The following is a 15,819-nucleotide window of genomic DNA, read 5'->3' on the forward strand; positions in this document are numbered from 1 at the left end:
CGAAGTGAATCAGGAGCGTCGGACGCGTCGCCAGATGGCGGCGAATATGCTCTGAATTGGGTGTGAGCGACGCCCTGCCTGACGATCCCGAGACGCTGAAAGCGATGCTGCTTGCCGAGCGATGCGAGAGCGAACGGCTGCGTCAGATCATCAAGGAATTGCAGCGACACCGGTTTGGCCGGCGGGCAGAGACGCTACCTGAAGATCAGATGCTGCTGGGCCTGGAAGACGTCGAGCAGGTGGCAGCGTACAGCGAGGCGACGCGGGACGTCAGCGCGCCTGAAGGCCGTGCCGTGCGAGCCCGTAGGCGCCGCGGCAACCGCGGCGCCTTGCCGGCGCACCTGCCGCGGGTCGAGGTCGTCGTCGACATCGAGGACAAGACCTGTCCCTGCTGCCAGGGAGAGTTACACCGGATCGGCGAGGATAGAAGCGAGCGGCTCGACCTGGTCCCGGCGCAGTTCCGGATCCTCGTGACCCGGCGTCCCAAATACGCCTGCCGTGCTTGCGAGGATGGTGTCATGCAGGCGCCAGCTCCGGCCAGGCTGATCGAGGGCGGACTGCCGACCGAAGCAACCGTCGCCCAGGTTCTGGTGTCCAAATATGCCGATCACCTGCCGCTCTACCGGCAGGCGCAGATTTACGCCCGCCAGGGCATTGAGCTCGATCGTTCGACACTGGCGGACTGGGTGGGGCAAGCAGCCTTCCACCTGCGCCCATTGCATGAGCGCCTCCTCGACAAGCTCAGGCAACGGCCAAAGCTGTTCGCAGACGAGACGACGATGCCGGTGCTCGATCCCGGCCGCGGGTGTACCAAGACCGGTCAGCTCTGGGCCTATGCGGCGGATGACCGGCCGTGGGGCGGTGCCGATCCACCGGGCGTCGCATATGTCTATGCCCCCGATCGCAAGGCCGATCGACCGATCGCCCATCTGGCAGGCTTCAAGGGGATCCTGCAGGTCGACGGCTATGCCGGCTATGGCAAGCTCGCCGAGCGTGGCGACGTTCAGCTCGCATTCTGCTGGTCGCATTATCTGGAGTGCAGTTTTATGTGGAGTAGCTGTGGAGAAGCGGATTTTCGGTGCTGGAATTGGATGATGCTGACCTCCGGACTCCACATAATCCCCGGCGTCGCGTCGGTCACCGACGCGCCAGGGGCCGACATTGCAGATCCCGCTGCGAACGCTGTCCAGCATCGAGGCGTACATTGCCAACCAGGAATGGCGTGATGCCCGCTTGCCACGTTGTCCCTTGCATCCGTCGGGTGGCTGCTCCTTTGCGCGTCACGGCAACTATGCGCGGCTGAATCCGCCAGGGGTGCGTATCGCTCGGTGGTATTGCCCGGAAGGACACCGAACATTCAGCCTATTGCCGGACTTTCTGGCCGCCAAGCTGCCGGGTTCGCTCGAATCGATCGAAGACACTGTCGCCGCGGCGTTTTCGGCCAAGAGCCTGGAGGCCGCCGCTGACGCACTGCGGGGGTTCGATGTGAGCTTGCCCAGTGCACTTCGCTGGCTACATCGCCGCGTCCGCGCGGTTAAAGCGGTGGCCGATGCTGTGTCACGACTGGTTCTGGAGCGACCAAACAGCATCGTCATGTGGGATTCGGTGGCTCGGATTGATCTTGGCCAGCACGTGCTGCTTGGGCTTCGTCGCTCGCTGTCGCCAAAGTTCCTGAACAGCCTGCCGGCGCCGTTGGGCTTCCGACTTTCATTTCGTGCGGGCCTCCAACACGACATGGGGCCTGACGGAGGACTCGCCGCTCTCTACGGTACGACGGCTGAAGTGGTCCATGCGCCATGCGACACGAGCCGCTCGATTCAATCCCCGCGACCGCCGCACCCACCACGGAAGACATGCTTCGCGTCTGGGGCGCGGACCACTGCGTCCAAGACAGCAGCGCTGGCGTCTACCTTCAGTGGATCAGGCGCTTCCGCGCCTACTGCACACAACGCAACTTGGATGAACGCGCCGAGTTGACCCTGGCTGGAGCGCATCGGTTCATTGCGTGGTATGCACGGCATCGCGACCTCAAGCCGCAACGGCTTGGCGGCGCTCGCACCGCGCTCTACGCGCTCAGCCGCGTGTACCGCGTGATGGGTCTGAGCCTGCCGGCATGGCAGGATCCGCGGCGTGCGCGGCCTCCTGCAACGGCGCTGCTGCGGGCGTATGCCGATCATCTCGCGCGGCGCCGCGGCAATCCGGAAGTGACCGTGCGCGGCAAGCTGCGTCATATTGGGAAGTTGTCGGAACATCTGGCCAGACGCGGCAAGACTTGGCGCACGATGACGCTGACGGATATCGACGAGTTCTTGATCGTGTGCGCGCACCGTTATGCGCGCTCGACCGTGGCCGACATGGCCGGCAGCATCCGCTCCTTTGCCCGCTTCCTGCTCGCCACCGGACGCATCTCGATCGACTTGGCTGATTCGGTAATTGCGCCGGTACAGCCTCGGCACGCGCGCCCGCGCCGCGCCTTGCCATGGGAAGACGTGCAGCGTCTGTTACGAGCCGTGGACATCTCCACAGCGCGGGGCCTGCGCGACTACGCACTTCTGCTGATGATGAGTACCTACGGGTTCGGCGCTGGCGAGGTCATCCGGCTGCGGCTGCAGGACATCGACTGGAGCGCCGGTACGCTCAAGGTCATGCGGCCGAAGACTGGGGTCGCCTTCACGCTGCCCCTGTTGCCGGCTGTGGCCAAAGTGCTGGCGCGCTATCTTCGCAAGGGCCGGCCGCCGAACACGCCGACCAGGCACGTGTTCGTGCGCATGATGATGCCGTTCGGACCGCTGAGCGCTTCGTCCGCGGTTCGCCATATTCTTACCAAACACGCCAAGGCGGCCGGGCTGGATGCGCCGTACCTCGGCAGCCACGTGCTGCGTCATTCGAACGCCGCGCGCCAACTCGATCTCGGCACACGTCCGCGGGTGCTCTCGGATCTGCTCGGTCATCGCGATCCGGAATCGATCTCTGCCTACGTCAGGATCGCCATCCAATCGCTGCGCCACGTCTCGCTTCCGGTGCCGACATGACCACGATTGTGACTGCCGCCGAGCTGAGGCGCGATGCCCAGGCGTTCCTGCGCTTCAAGCGCGCGATGGGTATCGTCTACCGGCGCGCCGAGTTCGACCTGGATGGCTTCGTGGACTTTGTCGCACAGCACTGGGGTGATTATGGCGAAGTGGCGCTCGAGGACGCGATCAGCCGTTGGTGTGCGCGCATTCCCGGCCGCAAGGCCGTCACGCTGGGCAACGAGTTCGGTGTCATTCGACAGCTGTGCCTGTACCGCCGTCGCCGTGATCCATCGAGCTATGTGCCGGAGCACGCCCTGGCGCCGGTCAAGGAATCGGTCTTCCTCCCCTACATCTTCAGCCACGACGAGGTTCGCCGGCTCCTGGCTGCCGCCACTTCCCACCGGGGGCGCTTCATTGGGGCGCCGATGCTGCGTGCGCTGTTCCTGGTGCTGTACTGCACCGGGCTGAGATTGGGAGAAGCAGTGCGATTGCGCATGGCCGATGTCGATCTCGACCGCGGCAGCCTGCTGATCCGACACAGCAAAGGTCGCTCGCGCATCGTACCTATCCGCGCTGACCTGGTCGCCGAGCTCTCTCGCTATACTGCCGAGCGGCAACGGCTGGTGTACGCCCATCGGCAAGCCAATCCAGAGATGTTCTTCCTGCGATTGGATGGGTCGGCGCTCACTGTCCAGTCGGCGTCGAACGCGATCCGACGGCTGCTGCGAGAGCTCGGCATGAAGCCGCCGAGCGGCCGGATCGGGGCACGCCCTTACGAGTTCCGACATGCCTTCGCCGTTCATCGGCTCACGGCTTGGGCGAGTGCGGGCGTGGATGTCCATGCCAGGCTGCCGTGGCTGTCGGCGTATCTCGGTCACCAGAATGTCCTCGGCACCGAGGTCTACCTTAAGGCGACCCCAGAGTTGCTGGAGCTGGCCAGTGGTCGGTTCGAACAGCATCTGCGGCGCTCGCGCCGGCCGCGATGAGCACGGCCGCGCCGCGAGCACTGTTCCCGCTCGTCGAGTCGTTCTTCGTCGAGTATTTGCCGCGCCAACGCGGCGCAAGTGTGCACACGGTGCGCGCCTACCGGGATACGCTGAAGCTTCTGTTCGAGTTCGTCGCGCAGCGTCAGCGGCGCGGCGTTGCCGCGCTGGAGTTGGGCAACCTGGATGCCGACGCAGTCGCGTGCTTCCTCGATCACATCGAATCCAAGCGCGAAAACTCGGCCGCCACCCGCAACTGCCGCCGCGCCGCAATCCGCAGCTTCTTCAAGCATCTGGTGCGCAACGATTTAGCCCGCTCGATGCAGTATACGCGGGTGCTGGCGATCCCGTCGAAGAAGGCCCGGCAGCGAACGGCAACCTACCTCGAAGTCGACGACGTGCGCGCGATCGTTGCCAAGCCGGACCGGCGCACCCCTGACGGCTGGCGCGACTACACGCTCCTGCTGTTCCTCTACAACTGCGGCGCCCGCGTGAGCGAGGCGGCGGACGTGAGATGGGATGACCTTCAGCTGACGCCACCGCGGCAGGTGCGTCTGCGCGGCAAGGGCAAAAAGGAGCGACTGTTGCCATTGTGGCGCGAGACGGCCGATGCGTTGCATCGGCTGCGCAGCACGGCGAAGGGACCCTATCAGCAGCATGTCTTCGTCAATCGCCACGGCCACCCACTGACGCGCGACGGCATTGCCTACATCCTCAGCAAGCACGCATCGGCGGCCGCGGCGCAGGATCGCCCAACGCTTGTACGCAAGCGGATAACGCCCCACGTGCTGCGCCATAGCTGCGCGGTGGCGCTGCTGCAGTCGGGCACCGACGTGACCATTATCCGCGACTATCTCGGTCATACCAGCGTGGCCACGACCGGGCGGTACATTACGACGAACCTGCAGATGAAGCGCGATGCGCTGCAGACGTTCTGGAAACACGCAGGCATCGAGCCCGCTCGAACCAGGCCGTGGAAGCCCAAAGCGGATCTGCTCGCGTTCTTGCAGTCGCTCTGATCGACGTGGATTTATGCGGAGCTACAGCGGGAGAATTGCCGCAGCAGATCAGTGCTTGCGGTCGGGTACACCAGATAAAACTACGCTCCAGATAATGACTCTTGGACGAAGCCGCTCCGCGGCAGAACACTCGGCAAGAGTGGCGCCCATCGTCGGAAGAGGAATGCGGCTGAACCAACTGTAACTGCTTTGGCGTGCCATGGTGAGAGGTAATTTGCAGCGTTCATAGACTTGGCTTCGAGCAAAATGGCGTTGCTGCCCTCGGGCAGTTTTCGTTGTTTTTGCCAAGGAGCCTTCAATGACCCCGCTTCGGTTACGCATGATAAACGACATGCAGATCCGCAATCTGTCACCGCATACGCAGGATTGCTATCTGCTGCAGATTTCGCAGTTCGCCCGCCATTTTGCGAAGTCGCCGGCTTTGCTCGGGCCGGAAGATGTCCGCACCTACCAAGTCTATCTAACGAACGAGAAGAAGCTGGCGCCGAAGTCGATCCACGTGACCGTCTCAGCGCTCCGTTTCTTGTACCGTGTCACGCTCGGCTTCGAATGGGATTTCGACCTCATCATTCCGTGTCCAAAGGTGCCCAAGACGCTCGCCGTCATCCTCAGTCCCGAAGAGGTGCTGCACTTCCTCGGCTGCGTGGAGAGCCTCAAGCATCAAGTGATCCTGACGACATGCTACGCCGCCGGTCTGCGCATTTCCGAAGCGGTACGCCTGAAGCCGGAAGCCATCGACCGACAGCGGATGGTGCTGCGCGTCGATCAAGGCAAGGGGAAGAAGGACCGTTACGTCATGCTCTCGGCACGGTTGCTGGAGACACTGACCGACTATTGGCGCGCCGCCCGGCCGACGACGTGGATGTTTCCCGGCGGTATCCCCAACGAGCCGATATCGACCAACGCGGTGCAGGACGCCTGCAGCAAGGCGCATCGGTTAACGGGCCTTGCCAAGCCCGTGACGCCGCATTCGCTGCGGCATGCCTTCGCCGTCCATCTACTCGAGGCCGGCACCGATCTTCGCACCATCCAGCTCTTGCTTGGCCATCGCAGCCTGTCCACAACCGCGCAATATCTCCGGATAGCCACGAACAAAGTCTGCGCGGCGACCAGCCCGCTGGAGCTGCTGCCGCGCCCAATCCCTAAGGCACCACCGCCGCCGCCTGAACATTTCTGACGGCGGCCCCATGGGACGCTCAGGTCCGGAAGTGGCGGATATCTTCCGCCGCTACGGTGCTGCCTGGCGCGAGCAGCACTGGAGGTCTCTATCGACCGAACGACGTGCAGCAATGACGGCGATCGAGCGCTGCCGAACGGCTGCGCTCGGTGGTCATGTCGAGCAGTGCGATCACTGCGGAGAGCGGCGGATTTCCTACAATAGCTGCCGCTCGCGCAACTGCCCCAAGTGCCAATCGCTCGCGCGGGCAGAATGGATCGAGGCGCGACAAGCGGAGCTTCTCGATACGCAGTATTTTCACGTTGTTTTCACCATACCCGACCAAATCGCAGCGATCGCATTCCAGAATGCCGGCACCGTGTACGATATTATGTTCCGCACAGCTGCAGAGACTTTGCGGACTATCGCTGCCGACCCCAAGCACCTCGGTGCCGAGATCGGGTTCTTTTCTGTCCTTCATACTTGGGGCCAGAACCTCCTTCACCATCCCCACCTCCATTGCGTAGTTCCTGGAGGAGGACTGTCCCCGGATGGCAGCCGCTGGATCGCGTGCCGGCCCGGCTTCTTTCTTCCCGTGGCCGTGCTTTCCCGTCTGTTCCGGCGCCTATTTCTCAGCGCCCTGCAAAAGTCGTTCGATACCGGCGAGCTACAATTTTTCTCGTCGCTGCAACCGTTGCGTGATCCAGCTGGGTTTCAGCGTTATCTGAACGTTGTCCGCAGAATCAATTGGGTTATCTACGCCAAGCCGCCATTTGGCAGCGCCGAACAGGTTGTGCACTATGTCGGCCGCTATACGCATCGGGTAGCGATCAGCAACAGCCGTGTCATCGATATCGAAGACGGCAAAGTACGCTTTCGATGGAAGGATTACCGCCACGGAAGCCAGCAGAAAGTAATGACGCTGGACGCCGGGGAGTTCATTCGGCGTTTCCTCATCCATGTCCTGCCCGAAGGCTTCAAACGTATTCGCTACTATGGTTTTCTGGGTAACCGCTACCGCAAGCAAAAGCTCGCTCGCTGCCGTGAACTGCTCGGAATGATATCCGCCGATGCTCATTCGGAGCCGGAAGAGCCATCCGATTGCCCCGAGAATGCTGAGCACTGCAATGCCGCTTCCTTGCGTCAATGTCCATCCTGTCATCAAGGCCACATGGTGTGCGTCGAGGTCTTGCAGCCAGGTTCGTTCAGCGCCGCTCGTTCACCGGATACTTCTTGATGCGACACGTCGATCAACCAAGAACCGCCACCTTCCATTTCGCAAGTCTTTCGGCCGCCGTGGCAGCCGATAGATGCCCTCTTGTCGTTCTTCCGACGTCAAACCTCGGGCGCGTCGCATTTTTCGGCTACTTCGCTTCCCAGATGTCCCTTCCACCCAGTACTTTCGTGATAATGTCCGCTTTGGACTTGTCTCCAGTCCAGATCACGACGTCCACAAATAACGGCGCAGTGATTCAACACCCATAGCTGCAGCGGCGTGCCCGCGGCTTCGTCCAACACGTTTTTAGATTACCGGCGCCCCTCGCGAGTGCTCGCGTTGGGTACCGAACCACGCGCCGCCAATCTAAAAACGCTCTCTATTATGTCGAGCTCGACATAAGGCGCACATGCGGCGCAACTTCTACGAACTCGCCGCCCCCGGTCCCGCGCCTATTGCAAGCGAGGCGCTCAAGCATATTGCTGAGTTTTATGCCGTCGAGAAGGACGTGGTCGCAGCGCCGAGGAGCGACGTCTCGATCGACAACAGAAATGCCGGCCGCTCGCCGACGCATTCCAAAGATGGCTGCGAACGAAACTCGGCTTGATCAGCCAAAAGGGCAAGCTGGCCGATGCCATCCGTTATGCGCTCTCACGATGGGAGGGCCTGACGCGCTTCATCGAAGATGGCCATATCGAGCTCGACAACCACACCGTCGAGCGCTCGATCCGCCCGATCACGCTCAATCGGAAAAACGCATTGTTCGCAGGTTCTGACGGCGGTGCCCAACACTGGGCCATCATCGCCTCCTTGATCGAAACCTGTAAGCTGAATCATATTGATCCGCTGGCCTACATCACCGATGTGCTCACCAGGATCGTTAACGGTCACCCGAACCGCCAACTCGACAGTTTGTTGCCATGGGCCTACGGAAGCGCCTAGAATCTGGCCTGAGCGAAGAAAAGCGACGAGCCAACATTCTTGAGGCGCGCCAGTGAGCGACAAGAACATATTGTGGCAACAGGACGGGGTAGATCCCGGTTGGTTTACAGCCGATCACATCGGGTCGATTAGGAACAGCACGAGTTACCGCCCGGGCGGTTGGTGGTTCTTGCCTGCTTGGCTGCCCGACACGCAAGAACACGACGTTGGTCCTTTTAAAACCAAGACTGCGGCACTAGCTGAGGCGGAACGGCTGGCAGCCCTCCACAAACGAAACACATAGAGATCAGCTAACGTCTCGAACCCGTGTGTTCGGAACAGCGCTTACGCTTTAGCGAATGCTCAGGCCAAGATATCGGCGGGCCCAAACGGACGCGAACGCACTGTTCCCCGGCTTAAACCCGGAAGCCTTCCATGCACGAGCGTTTGAAACGACGATGCGGTATACAGCGGAGCTAGAATGCAATAGCCGGCGAATGGCAGATGGTAGAATCTGTCAATCGGCGTTCAATGCAGGCCGAATGACACATTGGAGGGTTTTGCTGCTCCGAGCTCCTCCATCTTGAGCAATCTCGGCAATGGTAAAGCGGCAGAGGCCGAAGCAAAAGAAGTCTAATCAGACTTGGTCACCGGGCAATGCCATGACAGTTTTCCTCGCCGTGCGAAAACTTGCTCAACATGAGCGCGATATTTGCCGTGTCAGGCACCGTGCTTCTGGGCTTGCTAGCCGCCAAGCACTTTTAGCTTGGCATCGGATCCGGCGCACCCGACTCGTCTAACCGAACATAGCATCTCGCAGCCGGCTTGCAGTTCTGGTAGCGCCGCGCGATTTACGCCAGCAACTCCCGCTGACGCGCGTCACGTTGCGCTTTGAAAGCAGCGACGAAGACCTCAAGGCCGGCCGAGGTTAAACCGGTCTCAGTGACGAGACCCAGCCGCATGAGGTTGACCGTCTCGATCAGGCTGTCGCCATGCGTGGAACCTCCGCCGAACAGCTTAATGACAGTAACCGGTATGAGCTCCCACGTCCGCAGTGATCAGCGGGCGCGTGGGTAGCGGATCGGCATCCAGTATTGGCGCAGCGCCTCGACGGTCGCTGGAATGTCGAGGTGGGCATTGCGGAGAAAGTCCTCGGTCTCGCGGCCGCTTCCCGGCGGTCCGAGCCGCGGACGGCCCTGATCGTCGCGACAGTGCAGCAGGATGGGCAGCAGCAGGCCGTGATTGACGTTGCTGGCGTCCAGCAACGGCGCCCACACCGACAGCCTGAGCCGCATCGCGGCATAGAAGCCCTGGCACCAGGGACGCGGATCGATATCGCCATTGACTTCACGCCGGTGCATCGGCGCGAACTGGCGAGGCGTGGTCGAAAGGGTCTGGCTGATCTCGTTATGACGCAGCGCGACGGCGGAAATCGCCGCGAACTCCGGGGTGCCGCCGTGGTTGAAAGCATCGGCATCGATGGCGAGCAGCGGGCAGATCCAGTCGAGTGGGCTCATCGACACCGGTCCAGCCACGATCGCGGCGACGTAGCCGTCGAGCATGGGAATGCTGGTGGCGGCAGGATGCCGATCGACGCGAGCCTGCAGCCACCGCTCGAGTTCCGCAAGCGGCATCGCGGCGGCCGCCATCGACGGCGCGGCCTTATGGCGGCGCGAGCTCATGCCACGGCCTGTGCGGTGCGCTGGCGCGCCGCCTTCCAGTTCCAGGCGAGCAGCTCGTACAACTGATGGCTCTTGGTTCGCCCGGACACGATGCGCTCCAGCACGTCGGTCAGATAGGCCTGAGGATCGAGGTCATGGAGCTTTGCCGTGTTCACGAGCGATGCCAGGATCGCCCAGCTCTCGGCGCCGCCCTCGCTGCCGCTGAACAATGAGTTGCGTCTTCCCATGGCAATCGGGCGCATGGAACGCTCGACCGTGTTGGAATCGACCTCGACGCGGCCGTCGCGGAGAAACAGCGTCAGCCCGTCCCAGTGATTGAGCGTATAGTTGATCGCCTCTGCCAGCTTCGACTGGGAGAAGAGCTGGCCCACCATCTCGGTCAGTCGCGCCTTGAGCGCCGCCATCAACGCTGCGCTCCTGGTGCGGCGGGTGGCCAGCCGCTGCTCCGCACTGTTGCCGCGGATCTCCGCTTCGATCGCATAGACCGCCTGCAGACGTTCGATCACCTCGCGCGCGAACGGCGACTGCGTCGTTTTGAACACCTCGACGAATTTGCGTCGGGCATGGGCAAGACAAAAGGCGAGCTGGATTGCGCCACCAAGATCGCGGGCGAGCGCCTTGTAGGCGGCATAACCGTCCACCTGCAGAATGCCGGAAAAACCCGTTAATTGTCCGGCGATCTCCTCGGTGCCGCGGCCGTCGGCGAACACGTAGGCGACCGCCGGCGGCGAAGGGCCACCCCATGGCCGGTCATCCATGGCATGCGCCCAGAACTGGCAGATGCGAGTGCGATGTCGTCCGGGATCGAGCACCGGCATCGGGGTCTCGTCGCAGAACACGCGCGGCGAGGCCTGGATTGTGCGCAGCTGGAGCTCATAGAGGCTCTTGAGCCACCAGGCCGCACGCTTCACCCAGCCGGCAAGCGTCGACCGGTCAAGATGGACGCCCTGGCCGGCCAAAATCTGCACCTGCCGGTACAGCGGCAAATACCAGGCGAACTTCGAGACCACCACGTGAGTCACGAGCGCGGTCGAGGCCATGCCGCTCTCGATCAGGCGCGGCAACGCCTTCACCTGGACCACGCCATCGGTGCAGCCGCGGCAGCCGTATTTGGGATAGATCGTCCGCAGCACCCGCAGGATCGCCGGGATCACGTCCAGCACCTCGCTGACGTCCTCGCGATCTTGTGGAGCTGGCCCTGGCAGCACGGGCAGGCGGTCGCCTCCGGCTCCAGCACCTGCTCACAGCGCGGCAGGTGCTTGGGCAGCGCGCCGATGTTGCGGCGCGCCTTCTTGCGTGGCTTATCAGACGGCTTCGCCGCAGGCGCATCGTCGTTGGCAGCCGCAGGCGGGGTGGCGCCGGTCTCAAGGTCGTCAAGCTCAAGCGCGAGTTGCTCGGCCACGAGCGTGGCAAGCCGCTCCGAGCGCTTCCCGAAGATCATCTCCTTGAGCGTCTGCATCGCCACGCGCAGCTTCTCGTTCTCGACGTCAAGCGCGAGCACCATCTCGGTCAGAGCAGCCGGATCGGTCGGGAGAGCATCGGGTCGAATCGCCATGATCAGACGATACATCCGTGCGACCCATGCTCCAGCGAAATCCTCACTCCTCAGCCAACAACGGCCGGCTGCTTCACAGGCTTGGGTGAGATACGCGTCCACTCAAGCCCGTCAAGCAGCATCGCAAGCTGCGTCGCGCTCAGATGCACCACACCGTCGCGGATCGGCGGCCAGGTGAAGCCTCCCTCGTGCAGCCACTTCGTTACCTGCACCATGCCGCTGCCGTCCCACGCCAGAAGCTTCACTCTGTCCATGCGCTTGCTGCGGAACACGAAGACGTCGCCGCAATACGGGTTCGCGCGCAGTGCTTCGCTCACCAGCGCCGACAGCGTGTGGACCGACTTGCGAAAGTCGACCGGCTGCGCCGCAAGTACCACCTTGAGGTCGGAGCGTAGTGCAATCACCGGATGCCCCGAAGCGCCGACAGCACCGTTGAAAGTGTCGCCAGCTCCACTCCCGGCTCAACCCGGATGCGCGCCCCACTCAGCTCGATCTCGATCACCCCGCAGGCCTTCGCCGGCGGCGCGGCGATCTCCAAAGGTCTCGTCTGTGCTGGCGAACTGCGCTCGGACTCGCCGGCCGTCTCGCCGTCGCTCTCGGTACCAATTTGGATCGGCACGAAGCTCGACGCCTTGCCGGCGACCACCGCCGCAACCTGGCGTCGCCACACCGTGAGCAGCCCGCGGGAAACGCCATTGCGTCGCGCCACCTCGGAGATGTTCGCACCTTCCTCAAAGCTCTCCGCCGCGATCCGGGCCTTCTCCTCGCCCGTCCATCGTCGCCGCCGGCGCTCCCCGGTGATTACCTCGACGCGACGATAGAAATCGCCTTCCTGCCTGGCATCAAGCATGGCATTTGCCATCGTTCCACCTCCAACGTACCGCTCATGCCAGGCTGTATCGCGCGCAAGCCGAGCGATGGCTAGGTGGGGGCGTCACGCCGGTTACTAATGACAATTCTCTGCTCTCTGCGAGTCAGCTTGTTCCAGAGCGTCAAGTCGGGCATCCTGATGCCTCACACGAATCGCTGCATGACACTTATGAATTAGCCGATCGCCCAGAGGCGAAATCGTGGCAGCGGCCTCAACGCTGTGAGTAGAGGCCAGGTTTTTTGTAGTTGCCCTGCTGTACCGAGATCGCAAGGCGACGATGATGGTCCTGCACGGAGCCGATGGGGCAGGAGCTTTTTCAGTCTTGCCTCGGCCCGAAGTCGTTCGCCAGGAACTGATCTTGTGTCCACTGCCTCAGCGCATCATCGTTGAGTGTCGAGTTGACTAGGGCATTCCAGTTGTTACCTGCCTCTTTCCATTTCGTTTTCCGGTCCGGAAGGTCCCGCAGTAGCCGGAATGCGCTCGTTGCAATCTTGCTTGCCTCTTTACCTTCAGCAGCCTCGCGGATCGCGTCCTTGAACATTTGCTCGGGAAAGATCCACCCGGCGCGCCCGTGAAGCGGTCGGCAAACAGGTATTCGAATGAGGCCCGAAACGTGACGGCAGCTAAAGCATCCTCGTGTTCCGTGCCTGCACTACGCACGTCAAACCATTGCAGCAGCCTCCGAACAGCGGCAGCGGGAGCAAACTGGCGATCACCGAGAGTCAGAGATACGAACATGTACGCGATGTCCGATTGAAGTTCGTTGTCCAGGGACACATACCAATCTTTGATCGCCTGAATAGGTGACATGAAATGATCTCAAGAAGGCCTAGGGAGATAGGGGCGCGCGATCTAGCACTCTTGTTCACGTACTACCACGACTCTCAATGCAGCTTGATGGTCTCGTGAGATCCGCGGCTCACGCACCGCTTCGTCTTTGCTGTGCTGCATCGACGGTGATGCCTCGGCAGCCCGATGCGCCTCGTTTGTCGCTGCAAAGCCACAGGCTCTGAACAGAAAGGGTGTGAAGACGGGGAAGAGTTGGTAAGTCCGACCGAGGCCGACGCCAAGGCACGCGCTGAGGATCTCCTCGAGGACGACCCTGTAGAGCTCTGGGATGGCCCGCGCAGAGTAGCGCGCTTCGAACCGAAGCATTAGCCAAGTGTCTGCAAACTGTCGCTACGGAAGCGCCGAAAGTTATTGCTCGGGACTGGATCGGTAAGGCGCTGGTCGGCCTGCCGCTCCAGCTCTTCTATGAGGGCGGAGAATAGGCCGATATTCGGGCGCCCGTGCGGCTCAGCAAGACGCACCATTTGGAATGCAAACCTCGCGAGAGCGATTTTCAGATCTGAGTCGCTGCGTTGCGAGAAGATTGAAAACTACCATACGCGCGTGAATATATCGGCGCCCTTACAGTTCTGAACCTCGCTCATTTTTCCAGTATGAAGGAGCGGGAAGCCCCTGCGCCATGGCCTCGGCGGAAAACAACAAGCATTGGACGATGAGCAGAAGTCCCAGAAGTCTCTTCATATTGAAGCCCCAAAAGATTCGCTTAAAGATCATGTAATTTGGTGCAACTTGAGGTAACGTTCGCTGCTCTTATCTCACATTCGCCAACGGAATGCGGCGCATATCCGCCAAGTCGCGCTGGATCGCGGCGCAGTCCGAATCTGTCGAGCCCCGCCCCCTCCCCCCCTGAAATTACTGGTGGGCCCGGCAGGATTCGAACCTGCAACCAGACCGTTATGAGCGGCCGGCTCTAACCATTGAGCTACAGGCCCGCTGCAGGCGGCCGCTGAAAGACGGCCGGCAACGGTGCGGGCCTCGTTTACAGGGTGGCCGGCATTCCGGCAATGCCATTGAAAGAAGGTCCGATTGAGTCACGCCTTGGCACATTTCCGCGGAACAGAACAGGCCGACTGACCAGGTGAGTTTCTCGTGTCGCTCCAGCGGAATCGCCGGCGCAGTCGTCGCCAAGCGATGACAATGCCGCTCGTCGAGACGATCGTCCCGATCAGCGATAACAGCACGGTCACGATATCCCAGACCGGGCGAAAGCGCAGCAGCGGTGAAAAATCGAGGCTATGCGGGGCATTGAATAGCCAGCGATACGCGCGCCGACTTTTGTCAATGCGGGCGAGAATGTCGCCATTATGCGGATCGATGTAGAACCAGCTCTCGGCCGCGTCGTCGAAGCCCACACGCAACACCGGCAGGGCGCGTTCGCTGTGGTGGGGATACCAATAGGCATCGAACTGCGCGAGGCGAAGACGCGCGGTCAGCAGAGCGTTTGGCAACAGACGGCCGGCGGCGGCGAAAATCTCCTCATCGGAAAGCGCCATCGCAGCGCCGCTTGCCGGATCGGCCGTGGTCGCGCGGCCATTGCGATCGGTGAGGACCATGAGCGGATGGCCACCGATCCAGACAAAGCGTGTTTCGACCGCCCCCGGCGGCATCGATGGAAGCCTCGCGGCGATCTGCGGCAGGTCGTGCCCGGCATAGCGGACGGCCATGTCCCGGGTCGGACCTCGGGCCGAAAAATACTCGCCCGGATTGAGCGACAACCACCCGCTGAACATCCAGGTCAGGATGAATAGGCCACCAATCAGTCCGGTAATGTGATGCCAGGCCATCCAGCCACGATAGGGGGTGACAGTGCCCCGGGCATAGCGGGGGCGTAACCGCAGCCTCAGAATGCCGATCCAGAAACCGGTCACCGCGACGACCAGGCAAATGCCGGAGATCCAGAGCACCACCTGCCGCCACGTCGCCCCGTCCTGCCGGAGAACCGTGGGATAGATCCAGTGCGGGATCGCGCCGAGCCAATTCCAGATCCGCTCGCGTCGTGTGGTATCCAGCACCAATTCCCCGGTCCGCGTTGAGACGTAGAGCTCGGTTCCATCCTTGTCCCCGAGCGACACCAGAAAAAACGGCCGCAGGGGATCGTAACGCGCGGTGACACTCCACTGATCGCGTTCGGTCGTGCCGATCATCTGCGGATGCGTCGCATTCGGATGATGGCTGGCGATCGCCAGCGCCTGTTCGGGTGCGATACCATCGATCTGGCGACCGTCCGTGGCCGATATCGTTTTGCGCGTGCCGTCCCAAGCGAGCAGCCGATAGACCGGGGCGTCGTCGAGCATGACGAGACGAAAATCACGTGGATAGTGTGCGATACCGACGATCGCCATGGCCTGATCGGGCGCCACGCGCACCTGGTTCCAGGCGATCTCCGGCAGTGCCGCCCATCGCTCGCGGTCGGTGAGCTGCGGGAACGCCACGTACATCATGACGATTCCCGAGGCGAACCACATCGCAAACAACAGGCAAGTCGCAATGCCGATCCAGCGATGGGTGATGTAGAGCCATCGCCGTCCTCGGCCGATCAATGTCCGCTGCATG

Annotated in this window: 10 protein-coding genes, 1 tRNA gene and 3 pseudogenes; 7 read left to right on the plus strand and 7 right to left on the minus strand. The window is 62.1% G+C overall.

What is annotated here, in order from left to right; translation table 11 throughout:
* Positions 1 to 104: 104 nt before the first annotated feature.
* The 7 genes and pseudogenes from QA640_RS06505 to QA640_RS06535 form a co-directional block, all read left to right on the plus strand.
* Positions 105 to 1,028, plus strand: a pseudogene (locus QA640_RS06505) (IS66 family transposase); the annotation flags it as partial.
* Positions 1,029 to 1,796: 768 nt separating this feature from the next.
* Positions 1,797 to 3,032 (plus strand): site-specific integrase, encoded by a 1,236-nt coding sequence (locus QA640_RS06510; RefSeq protein WP_283039912.1) that lies wholly within the window; start codon positions 1,797 to 1,799, stop codon positions 3,030 to 3,032.
* Positions 3,029 to 4,000 (plus strand): tyrosine-type recombinase/integrase, encoded by a 972-nt coding sequence (locus QA640_RS06515; RefSeq protein ID WP_283039913.1) that lies wholly within the window; start codon positions 3,029 to 3,031, stop codon positions 3,998 to 4,000. Before QA640_RS06510 ends, QA640_RS06515 begins: the two co-directional genes overlap by 4 nt.
* Positions 3,997 to 5,016, plus strand: a complete 1,020-nt coding sequence (locus tag QA640_RS06520; RefSeq protein ID WP_283039914.1) for a site-specific integrase — start codon at positions 3,997 to 3,999, stop codon at positions 5,014 to 5,016. The genes QA640_RS06515 and QA640_RS06520 overlap by 4 nt, the downstream gene beginning before the upstream one ends.
* 298 nt (positions 5,017 to 5,314) lie before the next feature.
* The gene (locus QA640_RS06525) at positions 5,315 to 6,193 is read left to right on the plus strand and encodes a site-specific integrase (RefSeq protein WP_283039915.1); all 879 of its coding nucleotides are present in this window, start codon (positions 5,315 to 5,317) and stop codon (positions 6,191 to 6,193) included.
* A gap of 10 nt (positions 6,194 to 6,203) precedes the next feature.
* Complete coding sequence (locus QA640_RS06530; RefSeq protein WP_283039916.1) at positions 6,204 to 7,409, plus strand: IS91 family transposase; 1,206 nt, start codon at positions 6,204 to 6,206, stop codon at positions 7,407 to 7,409.
* Positions 7,410 to 7,791: 382 nt separating this feature from the next.
* Positions 7,792 to 8,330 (plus strand): annotated as a pseudogene (locus QA640_RS06535) (transposase); the annotation flags it as partial.
* A gap of 1,037 nt (positions 8,331 to 9,367) precedes the next feature.
* Here the strand turns inward: QA640_RS06535 and QA640_RS06540 are convergent.
* From QA640_RS06540 to QA640_RS06570, 7 genes and pseudogenes are all read right to left on the minus strand, one after another.
* Positions 9,368 to 9,991 (minus strand): UPF0149 family protein, encoded by a 624-nt coding sequence (locus QA640_RS06540; RefSeq protein WP_283039917.1) that lies wholly within the window; start codon positions 9,989 to 9,991, stop codon positions 9,368 to 9,370.
* Positions 9,988 to 11,546: pseudogene (locus QA640_RS06545) on the minus strand (IS66 family transposase). Before QA640_RS06545 ends, QA640_RS06540 begins: the two are co-directional and overlap by 4 nt.
* Positions 11,547 to 11,596: 50 nt before the next feature.
* Complete coding sequence (tnpB, locus tag QA640_RS06550) at positions 11,597 to 11,950, minus strand: IS66 family insertion sequence element accessory protein TnpB (protein ID WP_283039918.1); 354 nt, start codon at positions 11,948 to 11,950, stop codon at positions 11,597 to 11,599.
* Positions 11,947 to 12,396: a transposase gene (locus tag QA640_RS06555; RefSeq protein WP_283039919.1), complete on the minus strand. Its 450-nt coding sequence runs from the start codon at positions 12,394 to 12,396 to the stop codon at positions 11,947 to 11,949. The genes tnpB and QA640_RS06555 overlap by 4 nt, the downstream gene beginning before the upstream one ends.
* Before the next feature lie 337 nt (positions 12,397 to 12,733).
* A complete protein-coding gene (locus tag QA640_RS06560) occupies positions 12,734 to 12,958 on the minus strand; it encodes a hypothetical protein (RefSeq protein ID WP_283039920.1) in 225 nt (74 codons plus the stop codon).
* A 1,164-nt stretch (positions 12,959 to 14,122) separates the two neighbouring features.
* Positions 14,123 to 14,198 (minus strand) — tRNA-Ile (locus tag QA640_RS06565).
* 99 nt (positions 14,199 to 14,297) lie between these two features.
* A complete protein-coding gene (locus tag QA640_RS06570) occupies positions 14,298 to 15,818 on the minus strand; it encodes a PepSY domain-containing protein (RefSeq protein ID WP_283039921.1) in 1,521 nt (506 codons plus the stop codon).
* Position 15,819: the final 1 nt, after the last annotated feature.

The sequence above is a fragment of the Bradyrhizobium sp. CB82 genome (assembly GCF_029714405.1).
In the GTDB taxonomy this organism is placed as follows: domain Bacteria; phylum Pseudomonadota; class Alphaproteobacteria; order Rhizobiales; family Xanthobacteraceae; genus Bradyrhizobium.

Coding starts and splice junctions, on each gene's coding strand:
- QA640_RS06520 (WP_283039914.1), top strand. CDS start 3,997: ATGAGCACGGCCGCGCCGCGAGCACTGTTCCCGCTCGTCGAGTCGTTC.
- QA640_RS06555 (WP_283039919.1), bottom strand. CDS start 12,396: ATGCTTGATGCCAGGCAGGAAGGCGATTTCTATCGTCGCGTCGAGGTA.
- QA640_RS06515 (WP_283039913.1), top strand. CDS start 3,029: ATGACCACGATTGTGACTGCCGCCGAGCTGAGGCGCGATGCCCAGGCG.
- QA640_RS06510 (WP_283039912.1), top strand. CDS start 1,797: ATGCGACACGAGCCGCTCGATTCAATCCCCGCGACCGCCGCACCCACC.
- QA640_RS06570 (WP_283039921.1), bottom strand. CDS start 15,818: ATGCAGCGGACATTGATCGGCCGAGGACGGCGATGGCTCTACATCACC.
- QA640_RS06525 (WP_283039915.1), top strand. CDS start 5,315: ATGACCCCGCTTCGGTTACGCATGATAAACGACATGCAGATCCGCAAT.
- QA640_RS06530 (WP_283039916.1), top strand. CDS start 6,204: ATGGGACGCTCAGGTCCGGAAGTGGCGGATATCTTCCGCCGCTACGGT.
- QA640_RS06560 (WP_283039920.1), bottom strand. CDS start 12,958: ATGTTCAAGGACGCGATCCGCGAGGCTGCTGAAGGTAAAGAGGCAAGC.
- QA640_RS06540 (WP_283039917.1), bottom strand. CDS start 9,991: ATGAGCTCGCGCCGCCATAAGGCCGCGCCGTCGATGGCGGCCGCCGCG.